At 64.8% G+C, this 14,058-nt stretch carries 10 protein-coding genes and 1 tRNA gene; 8 read left to right on the top strand and 3 right to left on the bottom strand.

Translation table 11 applies throughout. From position 1 onward, the window contains the following. Positions 1–157 precede the first annotated feature (157 nt). Positions 158–2,161 carry a methyl-accepting chemotaxis protein gene (locus RPC_RS22690; RefSeq protein WP_011474927.1) on the top strand — a complete coding sequence of 668 codons (2,004 nt, stop codon included), beginning with the start codon at positions 158–160 and terminating at the stop codon, positions 2,159–2,161. A gap of 541 nt (positions 2,162–2,702) precedes the next feature. Here RPC_RS22690 and RPC_RS25735 read toward each other — a convergent pair. Next, positions 2,703–3,074, bottom strand: a complete 372-nt coding sequence (locus RPC_RS25735; RefSeq protein ID WP_011474926.1) for a DUF3175 domain-containing protein — start codon at positions 3,072–3,074, stop codon at positions 2,703–2,705. 325 nt (positions 3,075–3,399) lie between these two features. On the opposite strand from RPC_RS25735, the gene RPC_RS22680 reads away from it, so the two are divergent. The 5 genes from RPC_RS22680 (at position 3,400) to RPC_RS22660 (ending at position 9,187) form a co-directional block, all read left to right on the top strand. Beyond that, complete coding sequence (locus RPC_RS22680) at positions 3,400–4,881, top strand: MFS transporter (RefSeq protein WP_011474925.1); 1,482 nt, start codon at positions 3,400–3,402, stop codon at positions 4,879–4,881. 5 nt (positions 4,882–4,886) lie between these two features. Next, complete coding sequence (gene otsB / locus RPC_RS22675; RefSeq protein ID WP_011474924.1) at positions 4,887–5,723, top strand: trehalose-phosphatase; 837 nt, start codon at positions 4,887–4,889, stop codon at positions 5,721–5,723. Positions 5,724–5,895: 172 nt separating this feature from the next. Further along, on the top strand, positions 5,896–7,365 hold the full coding sequence (gene otsA / locus RPC_RS22670) for an alpha,alpha-trehalose-phosphate synthase (UDP-forming) (RefSeq protein ID WP_011474923.1): 1,470 nt from the start codon (positions 5,896–5,898) through the stop codon (positions 7,363–7,365). A 281-nt stretch (positions 7,366–7,646) separates the two neighbouring features. Next, positions 7,647–7,736: transfer RNA gene (locus RPC_RS22665), tRNA-Ser, on the top strand. A gap of 161 nt (positions 7,737–7,897) precedes the next feature. Further along, on the top strand, positions 7,898–9,187 hold the full coding sequence (locus RPC_RS22660; RefSeq protein ID WP_011474922.1) for a tyrosine-type recombinase/integrase: 1,290 nt from the start codon (positions 7,898–7,900) through the stop codon (positions 9,185–9,187). 98 nt (positions 9,188–9,285) lie between these two features. Here the strand turns inward: RPC_RS22660 and RPC_RS22655 are convergent, their stop codons facing one another. Together RPC_RS22655 and traA are read right to left on the bottom strand one after the other, a co-directional pair. Then, on the bottom strand, positions 9,286–9,501 hold the full coding sequence (locus tag RPC_RS22655) for a helix-turn-helix transcriptional regulator (RefSeq protein ID WP_011474921.1): 216 nt from the start codon (positions 9,499–9,501) through the stop codon (positions 9,286–9,288). Positions 9,502–9,686: 185 nt separating this feature from the next. Further along, the gene (gene traA / locus RPC_RS22650; RefSeq protein ID WP_011474920.1) at positions 9,687–12,683 is read right to left on the bottom strand and encodes a Ti-type conjugative transfer relaxase TraA; all 2,997 of its coding nucleotides are present in this window, start codon (positions 12,681–12,683) and stop codon (positions 9,687–9,689) included. Positions 12,684–12,854: 171 nt separating this feature from the next. Between traA and RPC_RS22645 the strand changes: the two genes are divergently transcribed. Then, positions 12,855–13,151, top strand: a complete 297-nt coding sequence (locus tag RPC_RS22645; RefSeq protein WP_041803216.1) for a conjugal transfer protein TraD — start codon at positions 12,855–12,857, stop codon at positions 13,149–13,151. Positions 13,152–13,182: 31 nt separating this feature from the next. Next, complete coding sequence (locus RPC_RS22640) at positions 13,183–13,452, top strand: conjugal transfer protein TraD (protein ID WP_011474918.1); 270 nt, start codon at positions 13,183–13,185, stop codon at positions 13,450–13,452. Positions 13,453–14,058 lie beyond the last annotated feature (606 nt).

The following is a 14,058-nucleotide window of genomic DNA, read 5'->3' as shown; positions in this document are numbered from 1 at the left end:
GCCGACGCTTCGCAGCGCAACCTGCGCTTTACGACCCTTTAGCCATTGTCACCTAACGTTGCGCCGATACTCCGGTCGTTTCCGGAGATGACGACTGCTGGGAACCGGGGAGCGCGACGTGACGGAGCAACATCTGGGCGGTGCCGCGAGGTCCGCGATGCTTCCGACGCTGCGGTTTCGCGGCAAGGTCACGCTCGGCTTTGCGGTGGTGCTCGGCATCACCGCCATCAGCATGGGCCTCGCCTATCTCGGCTTCGAGCGGGTCTCCGCGGTGGTGGTCGGCTATCGCACCAGCGTGCAGGAGTCCGATCTCGCCCGCAACATCGATCGCGAACTGATCTCCTACCAGGCGCTGGCGCGGTATTACGTGGTCACCGGCAAGGACGACGACGCCAAGGCGGCGCTGGCCGCGGAAGTCGCGTTGAAGGACGCCATCGACGCCTCGCTGAAGGCCACCAGCGACGCCGCGCGACGCGACAAGGTGACCAGGCTATCGGCCGAGTTCGCCACCTTCACCAAGGTGTTCGCCGACATTCTCGCGGTCAAGACCGATAGCGCGAGCGTGACGCAGAACCAATTGACCCGCGGCGGCACCAGCCTGCGCTACAAGCTCGACGATCTGGCCAGCATCGCCGCCGACGAGGATCTGCCGGCGATCGAACTCGGCGCCAAGCAGGTGTCCGGGCAATATCTCGCGGCCACCACGCTGGCGAACACTTTCGTGATCAATTCCGACCGCACGGTGGCCGATAGCGCGGTAGCGCGGCTGAAATTCGTCGAGAATTCGCTGCGCGCGATCTCTACCAACAACCAGTCCGTCATCGACAAGCTGAAGGAAATCACCGAGCTGCTCGACGGTTACAAGCAGGCGCTGGCCAAGCTGATCGAGAACTCCAAATCGATCGACGCGCTGCTGGCCAAGATGGTGGCCTCGGCGAGCGCGATCACCCAAAGCTCGGCGGCAATGAAGGCCGACCTGCTGGCGGATCAGCAGCGCTTGGAAACGGAGTCCGATGCCAGCGTCAGTTCCACCGAGCGGCTGGTGGCGATGCTCGGCATCGGCGGTTTCCTGCTCGGCGGCGTGCTGGCGATCCTGCTCGGCCGCGGCATCTCCCGGCCGATGACGGCGATGTGCGTGGCGATGCGCAAGCTCGCCGGCGGCGATTTCGAGGTGGTGCTGCCGGGGCTCGGCCGCAACGACGAGATCGGCGAGATGGCCGCCGCGGTCGAGGAGTTCAAGGTCCAGGCGGTCAGCAAGGCCGCGCGCGACGCCGAGGCTCAGGAAGCCCAGAGCACGGCCGCCGCCGCGGCGCGGCGCGCCGAACTGATCCGGTTCGCCGACGAATTCGAATCCGCGGTCGGCGCCATCGTGGCGCACGTCTCGGCCTCCGCCGAGCAACTGGAGACCGCGGCCGGCACCTTGACCCGCACCGCGGAAACCACGCAGAGCCTGTCCGGCGAGGTCGCCGGCGCGTCGTCGGAGGCGTCCTCCAACATGCAGTCGGTCGCCACCGCCACCGAACAATTGTCCGCCTCGGTCGGCGAGATCGGCCGCCAGGTCACCGAATCCAGCCGGATCGCCGACGGCGCGGTGAGCCAGGCCCGCGAGACCGACAGCCGGATCGGCAAATTGAGCCACGCCGCGCAGCAGATCGGCGACGTGGTGAAACTGATCACCGCGATCGCCGAGCAGACCAATCTGCTGGCCTTGAATGCAACCATCGAGGCCGCCCGCGCCGGCGAGTCCGGACGCGGCTTCGCCGTGGTGGCCTCCGAAGTGAAGTCGCTGGCCAGCCAGACCGCCAAGGCCACCGAGGAGATCTCCGCGCAAGTCGCCGAAATGCAGAGCGCGACGCAGGAATCGGTGGCGGCGATCAAACAGATCGGCGACACCATCGGACAGATTTCGACCATCGCCTCGACCATCGCCAGCGCGGTGACCGAGCAGGGCACCGCGACCCGCGAGATCGCCTCGAGCGTGCACAGCGTGGCGCAAGGCACCCAGCAGGTCGCCGGCAACATCACCGCGGTCAACCGCGGCGCCGCCGAGACCGGCGCCGCCTCGGCGCAGGTGCTGAATTCGGCGCAGAGCCTGTCGGCGGAAAGCGCGCGGCTGCGCGCCGAGCTCGACCGCTTCATGGCCACGATCCGCGCGGCGTAGTTGCCTGTCGCGGCGCTCAGGAGGGCTCACTCCTGGTTGCGTGGCTACGGGTGTGGCGAACCTATCGGGCACTGCCTCCAACACGTCATGGCCGCGCTTGTCGCGGCCATCCACGCCCACAAGCCGCGCCGTATCCGTGTCCGTAGATGGCCGGGACGAGCCCGGCCATGACGCGGAGAGGGCGGTGGCCTACTTCAGTTCGGAATGTGTTGAGATGCTGTCGCCCGGACGAAGTTTGTAGTTTGTAGCCTGGATGGAGCGAAGCGAAATCCGGGAATCACGAGGGAGCGTCTCGTCGTGGTTTGGCTCTGTTCCCGGGTATCGCTGCGCTCACCCGGGCTACTTCGTTGAGCCGCCGCAATCGAGGCGAGTGGCCTACTTCAATTCGGAATGTGTTGAAAGGCTGTCGCCCGGACGAAGCCTGTAGCCTGTAGCCTGGATGAAGCGAAGCGAAATCCGGGAATCGCGAGGGAGCGCCTCGTCGTGGCTTGGCTCCGTTCCCGGGTGTCGCTGCGCTCACCCGGGCTACAGCTTGTGGCTGTTACTCCCGGCCGAACTGCCGCTTCAATTCGTCCTTGGCGCGCTCCAGCCGTTCACGCTGCGTCTTGGGCAGCGTCTTGCCGGCGCGGTTGACGTAGAACGTCAGCATCGACAGCGCCGAGCGGTAGGCGCCGGTCTTGCGCCGCGAACTCTGTTCCGCCGAGCGCTTCAACGACGCCGCGATCTTTCTCGGGTCGTGCAGCGTGAACACGCCTTGCTTCAAGTCCAGCGCATCGCTCTCCTCGGTGACGTGTTGCGACCAACGCTTTGGGGTCGCCGTCTTGCGCTTCGCCGTCTTGCGCGCCGAGGATTTCTTCGCAGTGGTCTTGCGTGCGGTCTTCTTGGTCGCTCCGGATGCCGTTGTTCGCGCCATGACGTATCTCCAGGTTTTATCGGGCAACGGCTGCAGATAGAGTGCGTTCCTCGGATGAGCGTGCCCGGACGCTGCTCAATGGATGAGCGTGCCCCGGACGCAGCGCAGCGCGCCGCGCTTGCGGCGTGGTGCGCTGCAGATCCGGGGCCGTTACGGAACGCAGCGCTCCCGGCTCGCGACGCCGCGTGAAGAACGCGGCCTCGCGTCCGGGACACAAGGCTTCACCTTATGGTACGGGGAACCGATGCCGGCCCGCCCGGTTGACCGTCCATCAGCTGCGACAGGACGGCCTGCGCATCGCTGGCGCTCTCGGGGGTGAGGTCGAATGGCCGGAGTGAGCAGCGTCGCAGGCGCCGAGCCGGTCGGCACGCCGGTCCCGGCTGAGGGCGCCGATCGCATCATCGAGACCGATATTCCGGCGCGGCTCGACCGGCTGCGCTGGGGCACCTTTCACACCCGCGTCGTGGTGGCGCTCGGCATCACCTGGATTCTCGACGGCCTCGAAGTCACGTTGGCGGGTGCGCTGTCCGGCGCGCTGAAAGAGAGCCCATCGTTGCAGTTTTCCAATTTCGACGTCGGGCTTGCCAACAGCGCCTATCTCGCCGGCGCGGTGCTGGGCGCGCTCGGCTTCGGCTGGCTGACCGACCGTATCGGCCGCAAGAAACTGTTCTTCATCACGTTGGCCTTGTATCTCACCGCCACCGCCGCCACCGCCTTTTCCTGGAGCGTCGGCAGCTACGCGCTGTTTCGCTTTCTCACCGGCGCCGGCATCGGCGGCGAATACACCGCGATCAATTCGACAATCCAGGAGCTGGTGCCGGCGCGCTACCGCGGCTTCACCGATCTCGTGATCAACGGCAGCTTCTGGGTCGGCGCGGCACTCGGCGCGGTGGCGGCGATCGTGCTGCTCGATCCGGCGGTGATCGGCCCCGACTACGGCTGGCGGCTGGCTTATCTCACCGGAGCGGTGCTCGGCCTGGCGGTGTTGTTCATGCGGCTGTGGATCCCGGAGAGCCCGCGCTGGCTGATGATCCACGGCCAGCCCGAGCGCGCCAACGCGATCATCGCCGACATCGAGCGCACCGCGCAGGCGCCGCCGGTGACGACGCTGCTGCCGACCATCCGGCTGCGGATGCGCAGCCATACCCCGCTGCGCGAGGTCGCCCATACGCTGCTCACGCTGTATCGGCAGCGCTCGCTGGTCGGGCTGTCGCTGATGACCGCGCAGGCGTTCTTCTACAACGCGATCTTCTTCACCTATGCGCTGGTGCTGACCGATTTCTTCGGCATCGCCTCCAATCAGGTCGGCTGGTACATTTTGCCGTTCGCCGCCGGCAATTTCCTCGGCCCGCTGCTGCTCGGGCGGCTGTTCGATACGTTGGGCCGCCGGGTGATGATCCCGCTGACTTATGGAACCTCCGGCGTGCTGCTGGCTTTATCCGGGTATCTGTTTTCGATCGGCGCGCTCAGCGCCCAAACCCAGACCATCGCCTGGATGGTGATCTTCTTCTTCGCCTCGCCGGCGGCCAGCGCTGCCTATCTCACCGTCAGCGAAACCTTTCCGCTCGAAGTCAGGGCGTTGGCGATCGCGCTGTTCTATGCCATCGGAACTGGGATCGGCGGCGTCGCCGGTCCGGCGCTGTTTGGCGCGCTGGTCGATACCGGCTCGCGCAACAGCGTGTTCGCGGGCTATCTTCTCGGCGCGGGCCTGATGATCGCTGCGGCGGTGATCGCGCGTCGCTACGGCATCGCCGCCGAACGAAAATCGCTTGAGTCAGTGGCGCGCCCGCTGGCCACCGTGGAGTAGTGTGAATGAAGCAAGATCTCGCCCAAAAAGACCTCGCGCAGCAAGAGCCCGCCGCGCAGGCGCGTTCGCAGGACAATGTCGACGCGCTGCGGTTCGATCCGGTGCCGTATTCGCTGCTGCCGCAGCTGTCGGACTGCGCGATCCTGCTCGACATCGACGGCACGCTGCTCGATCTTGCGCCGACGCCGCGCGAAGTCTGGGTTCCGCCGGGGCTCGAAGCGACGCTCACCGGGCTGAAAGCGCGCACCGGCGGCGCGATGGCGCTGGTCAGCGGCCGCTCCCTGAACGACATCGATCTGATTTTTGCGCCGGTGCGGTTTCCCGCGGTCGGCGGCCACGGCGCCGAGATGCGGCTGACCGGGGACGGCGATCTGGTGGCAGTGCAGGCGCCGCCGTTGGATAAGGATCTCAAAGGCCGGCTCGCCGCGATCGCCAAGCTCAGCCCCGGCATTCTCCTGGAAGACAAGGGTTACTCGCTGGCGCTGCATTATCGGCTGGCGCCGCATGCCGAGCAGGCGATCTACGAGGCGGTGGCGCTGATCCGTGCCGAACTGCCGAGCGCGCCGATCGAGGTGCTGCCCGGCAAATCGGTGTGCGAGATCAAACACGCCGGTTTCACCAAGGCGACCGGCGTGCTGGAACTGATGCAGCACGCCCCCTTCAAGGGCCGCCACCCGGTGTTCATCGGCGACGACGTCACCGACGAAACCGTGTTCAACATCATGCCCGATCTCGGCGGCCTGGCATTCTCGGTCGGCCGCCACAGCCGCGGCGTCGCCGGGCATTTCGAGCAGCCGCGCGACGTGCGGGCCTGGCTCGCCGGCCTGTTGGGAGCGTCATAGCTGAAACTATTCAGCGAATTGTCGCGCCTGACGCATCAATCTTTCCGGTTCCCGCCGGAATCGAGACTTGAACCCGCCGCAATGCCTCGCGAAGTTCCCGGAACGATATTGATGAACGGCTGTTTATCTTTCCGAACTCTACTGTGTTACGGAAGGCCGGGAGGGGACCCCTGTGAAGCTCATCGTCGTTTCGAATCGGGTAGCGCGCGCTGCGGCCAACGAGCCGATGACCGGCGGGCTGGCCGCGGCGCTGCTTCCAGTCGTTGAAAAATCCGGCGCGATCTGGGTCGGTTCCAGCGGGCGGGTGCGGGACGGCGCCCACAAGGATCCCTTCGCCGAGGTCGAAGCGCTCGGCACCGGCGCCCTCGCCATGGTCGATCTGCCGTCGGCGCATTACGCCGGTTATTACGAGGGCTTCGCCAATTCGGCGCTGTGGCCGGCGCTGCATTCCAGGCTCGATCTGGTCCGCGTGACGCAGGACGATTACCAATCCTATCGCGAAGTGAACGCCTTCATGGCCCGCGCGCTGCTCCGGTTCCGCAAACCGGACGCGGCGTTCTGGGTGCAGGATTATCACTTCCTGGCGCTCGGCGCCGAACTGCGCGACCTCGGCGTCACCGAGCCGATCGGTTTTTTTCTGCATACGCCATGGCCCGCCGCCACCATCATGAGCGGCGTGCCGCACCACCGCGAACTGATCGAAGCCATGCTGGCCTACGATCTGCTCGGCTTTCAGACCGAGGACGATCTCGACAATTTCATCGGCTATGTCGGCACCGAACTCGGGCTTGACGTCACCGGCCGCGCCATCACCTCGAGCAACGGCACCACGCGCTGCGGCGTGTTCCCGATCGGCATCGACGTCGACAAATTCGCCCAGCAGGCCGCCAAGGCGGCGTCGCATCCCGACGTCTCGCGGCTGCGCAAGAGCCTGAACGGCGAGAAGCTGATCATCGGGGTCGACCGGCTGGACTACTCCAAAGGCCTGGTCAACCGCGTCACCGCGTTCGACAAGATGCTGACCAGCCATCCGGCGATGCTGCGTGCGGTGTCGCTGCTGCAGATCGCCACCCCGTCGCGCGGCACCATCGAAGCCTATGGCACGTTGCAAAGCGAACTCGCCCGGCTGGTCAGCGATGTCAACGGCCGCCACGGCGAGGTCGATTGGACCCCGATCCGCTATCTCAACAAGGGCTTCAATCAGACCGTGCTGGCCGGCCTCTATCGCACCGCGCAGGTCGGCCTGGTGACCCCGATGCAGGACGGCATGAATCTGGTCGCCAAGGAATACGTCGCGGCGCAGAACCCGGGCGATCCCGGCGTGCTGGTGCTGTCGAAATTCGCCGGCGCCGCCGACGAACTCGACACCGCGCTGCAGGTCAACCCGCACGACGTCGAAGGCATGGCCCGGGCGCTGGCGACGGCGCTGTCGATGCCGCTGATCGAACGGCGGATGCGCTGGGAAGCGATGATGGAGAAGCTGCGCACCGGCTCGATCCACAACTGGTTCGCGGACTTCCTCGCCGCCTTGCAGAGTTCGCATGCCGTCAACGAACAGGCCGGCCGGGCGATCGAAGTGGTTGACCCGGATCTATGGCCGGTGCGCTCGATCGGCGGTCACGACATCATCCGCTATCATTAGCTCGGTTTCGCTCGGCCCCGGTCGCTCGGTCTCGCCCGAAACGATCGGCAGGCCGCGCCGGCGGTGGCGCAGGCCGCCCGGCCGCTGCGCAACGCTCGCAGGGAATCGCCGTGCATTGCGGCGATGATGCCCGGCGGCCGCCGGGCACCTCCCGGAGGGAGCCGAGACGGTCGCCCGCAGAGCCCGGATTTTAACGATAAACCATAGGCTTATGGAAAACCGCGCGATCCCGGTCGGCATCCCTTGCCAAAATCGCCGCGCCCCGTCATGAGAAGGCGCACGGAGAGATGGCCGAGTGGCTTAAGGCGCACGCTTGGAAAGCGTGTGTGCGGGAAACCGTACCGTGGGTTCGAATCCCACTCTCTCCGCCAAAACACTGTTTCAGAACGTTCCATTTAATCCAATTTCCGCCATAAAGCGCAGTAGTATCAGCCATATACAGCGGGTTTGGCGTGCCACTCCGCTCCACCTTGTATCGCCAAATCTCACGCCTAAGTGTATGTAAAGGTGTATGTAGCTAAGGTGCCAGCTTATGGCGCGGGGATTCGGAAAACTGACCGTCAAAACGGTCGAGCATTTGTCTCGGCGAGGAATGCACGCTGACGGCGGCGGGCTTTATCTGCAGATCGCCGAGGGCGGCTCAAAAAGCTGGCTGTTTCGATACAAGCTCCACGGCCGCACACATTGGCATGGCTTGGGTTCGCTGCGTGACGTGGGCCTTGAAGAGGCGCGAGAGAAGGCGACCGGAGCGCGCAAGGTCCGCCGCAATGGCGGCGACCCCATCCAGGCAAAGCGCCAAGCGGAAGCCGCCGCCCGCATCGAAGCGGCCAAGGCGATCACGTTCGGAGAGGCGGCCAAGCGGTTCATCAAAGCCAATCGGTCAGGCTGGAAAAACGCCAAGCACGCCGACCAATGGGTGATGACGTTGCTCGGCATCGACCAGAAGGGCAAGCCGAGCAAGAACGACTACTGCAAGACCATCCGTGATCTTCCCATCGGCGCGATTGATACGACGCTGGTCCTGCGGATCATCGAGCCGATCTGGGCGAGCAAGACCGAAACGGCCACCCGTATTCGCAGTCGCATCGAGTTGGTGATCGACGCCGCCAAGGCGAAGGGCGAGTTCAACGGCGAAAACCCGGCACGTTGGAAGGGGCATCTCGATAACCTGCTCCCAGCCACCTCGAAGGTTCGCAAGGTCCGCAATCATCCGGCGCTGCCTTACAGACAATTGCCCGACTTCATGCGCAAGCTCCGCGAGCGTGACGGTGCCGCTGCGGCGGCTCTTGAGTTTCAAATCTTGACGGCCGTCAGGCCGGGCAACGCAGTAGCGGCAAAATGGGACCAGATCGATCGGCGGACATCAGTCTGGACCATTCCGTCCGCACTCATGAAGAGCGATGCCGAACACAGAGTGCCATTGAGCAAGGCAGCGCTCGCCGTGCTTGATCGCATGGAAGCCACGAAGGATGACAGCGAGTACATCTTCCCCAACACCAAGGGCAAGCCGCTGAGTGACGCTTCGATGGCCGCGGTGATCGACAGGATGAATGAGCTGAAGCGGCACTGGATCGATCCCAAGCTTGACCGCGGAATCGTTCCTCACGGATTCAGGTCGTCGTTCCGCGATTGGGCTGCAGAGCACGGCTATGACGATCCCGTCGCCGAAGCTGCGCTCGCGCACAAGGTCAGCGACGAAGTGGTCGCGGCCTATCGGCGCACGACGTTCCTCGACCTGCGCAACCGGATGATGGAGGACTGGGCCGACTATTGCGCCCGACCTTTCAGCAGCGGTGACATCGTCGTGGCGTTCCGGGCGTAGTCATGAAACCGGAGAAGCAGGGCGTCAGATAGAACGCGGCGATTTGGTTTGGTTGCGGAGTCTGAAGGGCCTGCGAGGACATGGTACAACCACCGACCTCACCGGGCATCGTCGAACTCGTGTTTCGGCCGCCACGCCACGGGGTCTGCGATCCATCGGTTGATGTCGGATTCCCGCCAGCCTGCGCCGTTGACGCTGATCCTGATCTGGGCCGGGAATGTCCCCTCGGTGATCTTGCGGTAGATGGTGGACCGGGACAGGCCGGTCCGGGACAGAACGGTTTTCAGGCGGATGATACGATCTGGTTCTGGCATCGTTGCGCCGCTTCCTGCTGACTGCTCCTGATCCAGTCAGAGCAAGCAGTCGCGCGCGTGCAAGAGTATTTTTTGCGTCGTCGTAGTGGGGTGTACAATCGGCGGCAAATACTTCTGATCGGCGGACTCGAAGCGTGCCAGTCAAAAGGCTTGGCGAGGTTTTGGGACAACGACATGCAGCAAAATCAGAGCCCGATGCCCCGGCCTTTGCCGAGATCGATGCCGTGGGTGAATGCCAATTCCTGGCCGAGCCGGCGGCCTGTTTCGAACGCGATGCCGAGCTGCTGCTTGCGGCCTGCTAGAATGGATTCAAGCTGCGGATCGCGCTCTAAGCTCTTGGCCATGGAGCCCATGGCCGCTCGCGTGGATTTGTAGCCCGACATGTCGCCCGCCTGATACTGGCGCTGGCTGGTCCGGTCGAGCTTCTGCCAACGCTCTACGAAGCGGTCGGCGCGCCGGGCGGGGTCGGTGCGCAGCTCGGTTTCAAGTTGGAGGGCGCGGATCGCGCGGGCGGGATTGCCCGAAGCGGCTAGCTCTACGAGTTCCGGGTTCGTCTTGTAGGCGGCTTCAGCGTCGTGCGAGCCATAAGGCCGTACCCCCTCGAATTCCTTGCGGGCCTCCTGCAATTCCTTCACCTGCTCCGAGCTGGCCTTGCCGCCCTGCTGCTGCATCTCGAAGATCGCATTCACGGCGCGGGCGTGGCGGATGAGCGCCTTGGTGCGAGCTTGACGCAGTGCCACGTCCGTGTCCGCTGCCACGGTCCTTTCCGGCGCATCCGTCCTTCGCCGGACCGCCGCCGTGGCGCTTTCCCTTTCCGGCGTTTCCCGCTCCGGCCTCCGTCCACCATCGTGGCCGGGCACATCTCCAGGAAAGCGCAGGCCGTCAAACATACCGCGCAGCTTCTCCGGCACGATTTTCTGGACGATTTCGGCGACACGCTCGCGGAAAGTGATGCCGCGCCGCTCGGCGTAGCGCTGCACCGGATCGGCGCGATCGTAATCCGACGCCATGTCCTTGGCCCGGTCGCGCGACAGGGTGCGAACCAGCCGGTCCTGACCGGCGAAGTCCTCACGGCCATAATGCAAGTCGGTGCCGTCGCGATGCCGCGACAGCGCGACATAGCTGCTATGGGCGTCCATGCCCGGCGTCGCCAGCACATGGGTCCGGTCCACCGTCATGCCCTGCGCCTTGTGGATGGTCGCGGCATAGCCGTGGTCGATGCGGTTGTAATCCTTCAGGTCGAATTCAACGGAACGGCCATCGTCAATGCGCGCCGACATGGACAGCGCGCTGACCCGTTCGATGGTGCCGAGTGTGCCGTTCTTCACGCCGAGACTGCGCTCGTTTTGCAGGAACATGATGCGGTCCCCGCTGGCGAAGCTGCGCGCGCCGCGTTCGACCGTGACACGTACATCCTCGCCCAGATCGCCCGCCGCCCGCATCCGTTCCCGCGCGGCGGCGTTGAGCGCATGAACCTCGTCATTGGTGTGGGTGAGGATAATGCGGCTGTGGTCCGGCGATGCCTGTCGGTCGCGATCCCAGCGGTCGATCAGATCGACGCGCGCCTGCTCGCGGGAAGCCGCCACATGCACCATGCCGCCTCTCGCATAGGCTTGGATCGCTGCGCCGGTCTTGCCGGTCGCCAGGTCGCGCGTGGCGTCGCGCTGCCAATCCTCGCGTTGGCGGCGCACCTCGCCGATCGCGACGCCGCCGTGGCGCTCATGGATCGACCGAAACGCCGCGCCGGCTTCTATTGCTTGCAACTGTTGCGGATCGCCGACCAGCACGACCTTGGCGCCGGCCTCGGCAGCATGGGACAGCACGCGCTCCAATTGCCGCGTGCCGACCATGCCGGCCTCGTCGATCACCAACACATCGCGCGCGCTGAGCAGGTCGCGGCCTTGGCCCCAGCCATGTTCCATGCTGGCGATGGTGCGTGACGCAATGCCCGATCCGCTCTCCAGATTCTCGGCGGCAATGCCGGACAACGCCGCGCCCCGGACCTCGTAACCCGCCGCCTCCCATGCCTCCCGCGCCACGCCCAGCATCGCGCTCTTGCCAGTTCCGGCATGGCCAACCACGATCCCAAGATCGCGCCCGTCCGTGACATGCGCCAGCGCATCGGCCTGCTCGCCGGACAGGACAAGGCCGCGCTGTTCGGCGCGAGCCAAGGCAGCTTCGCGATCTGCGTCCTCCACGGCATGGCGTTCCCGCTCGGCCATGAGTTGGGCCGCGCGGTGCAGCCGCTGTTCGGTTTGGATCATGTCGCGGGTGGTGAAGCGGTCCTCGCCGCGAGCGTCCTGTCCGAGTTCGACCAGATCGGGCGCGCCGCGCATCGCGCCCATCACGGCGTTGAACTGGTCAATCCCGTCGCTGTGCCGGTGCGCGAACTTCGCCATGTCGCGCGGCGTGAAGGTCGATTGCTGATGCGTGATCGCGTCCAGTGCGATGGAAGGATCGGCGATGATCCTTTCGCCGTTGTTTCGCGCGATCTCGCGGTGCATCTCGGCGCGGTCGGCGGCCTCGACCCCTTCGCCTTCGATGCGCTGCGCGGAGGCGCCGATCTGGCTTTGCGGCTCCAGCCCGATGCCCTGCGCCTCAAAGTTGCGATGGTCGATGTGTGCGTCGATGTCGAGCTCAGCCAGACGTTCGTTGGCAAGCTCAGCCCAACGTTCGCGCCAGCGCTCGACCATCTGCGTGCGGTTCCAAGCCCGCACCTTGGGGCCGAAGCCATTCTCGTCAACTGACCGCATCGTCAGCATGACATGGGCATGAGGTTTGGGCATGCCGTCCTTGCCGATATCCCAATGCACATTGAGATCGGCGATCATGCCCCGACCCACGAACTCCGACTGCGCGAAGTCGCGGGCCAGTTCGATGCCCTGCGCCTGCGTCATCTCGCGCGGAATGGCGAACTCCACCTCGCGGGCAAGCTGCGCATCCTTGCGGATCTCGAAGGCCTCGACATCGTTCCAGAGGCGCTCACGGTCGCTCCATGCCTGCGGCGCATTTTCCGGCAGCATCACCTCCGAATGAACGACGCCGCGCTTGGCGGAGAAGTCATGGCTGCGATCGAGGCGCTCGTCGCGCAACCGCGAGCCCGAGCGGTAGGCGGCCGCCGCCACCACGCTGGAGCCGGATTTGCGGCCAATGACTTTGACGTGAAGATGATAGATCGCCATCGCGACCGGATCATTGACGCGGCGAAGCGCACGTCGGAACGACGTATAAGCGCGCCCTCCCTCGAAAATTTCTCGTACGGGACTATGCCGTCTCAAACCGTCCCGGCGAGCTTACAGCTTTGTGCCCACGGCTCAACTATCATCAATCCATCAACATTGCTGGAGGACATGATGCGCAAGCCGCGGGACTTTGATGCTGAACTGAAAGCGCTTCAGGACAAGGCGCGAGAACTGAAAACCCGCAAGGTGCAGCAACTCGGTGAGCTGGTCATCGCCACCGGGGCGGACGAGCTCAGCGCCGACGAACTGGCCGGCGCGCTAATCGTGCTGGCGGAAACAAAAGATGCCGGAAAGAGGGAGGCATGGGCCAAGCGCGGGGCCGCGTTCTTTCAGAGCCGGGCGCGGCGAAATGCACCATCAACTGACCGCAACACGGACGGCGCTCCTGCGCAGCCGAGCGGCGCGTAACCGGCATCAGGCCGCAAGGGCGCGACATGACATGCGCACTTGGCAGGTCGAGCGCCGCAAGCGCACGCGGCATCTGATCGAACTCGGCGGCCTTATCGCCAAGGCCGGGATTGTGGAGCTGACCGGCGACGACCGCGCCACGATTTACGGCGCGCTGCTCTGGATGGCAGACAAGCTGCAAAGCGATCAGGGCGAACACGCGCGCGAGCTATGGGCCGCAAAGGGAAAGCAGGCATTCGCTGTGGAACGAGCCACAGACGCGCCCACCATCTCGCAGGAAAGGCCATGGGATCGGGCTTGACTGATGGCGGACGGCGCGGAGACTCCAAATGTCGTAGCGCTGCCCGCCATCGCACGGCTTGGCACGTGTGAATCGGCACGCCGGCGTCGATCGGCACGTTAAGCTATTTGAGTCAATTTGCGGTGGTCACTCTCGGGGCTTATTCACACTCAAGCGTCCTGACAGAACCTCCCCCGTGACGACCGGAGAATTCCGCCTGGGGGATATCCGATTTATTATCGCCGATTCGTCGAAGCTGCGTACGCTGGTTGACTGGAAACCGATCGTCGGGTTCGAGGATGGGATACGGGAATTGACCAGTGCAACTACAATCTCGGCGCTACCAGCCGTTTGGCTCAACTGACCGACCTTGCGGCGGTGCTTCGCATGCCGGCTCGCGTAACGCATTGCACGTGCTTGCGGCGCAATGCGATCATGGCGCCTCGCCGAGTCCCCGACACCGAACGGCGCACGGCCCGATGAAGGGGTCAAGTTAGCGAATTTACCAGCTTCGGCAGATCAGCCAGGCTCTTGATACGGTAATCGGGTTCGAGCCCAAGCTCATCCATCTGCATCCGGATTGCCAGCACCGAAGTGGAACTCCGCAATTCCTCAGTATAAATCGTT

The organism is Rhodopseudomonas palustris BisB18, from assembly GCF_000013745.1.
Classification (GTDB): Bacteria; Pseudomonadota; Alphaproteobacteria; order Rhizobiales; family Xanthobacteraceae; genus Rhodopseudomonas_A; species Rhodopseudomonas_A palustris_F.
Note: the sequence above shows the minus strand (reverse complement) of the source record. Positions and strands in the feature narration are given on the sequence as shown.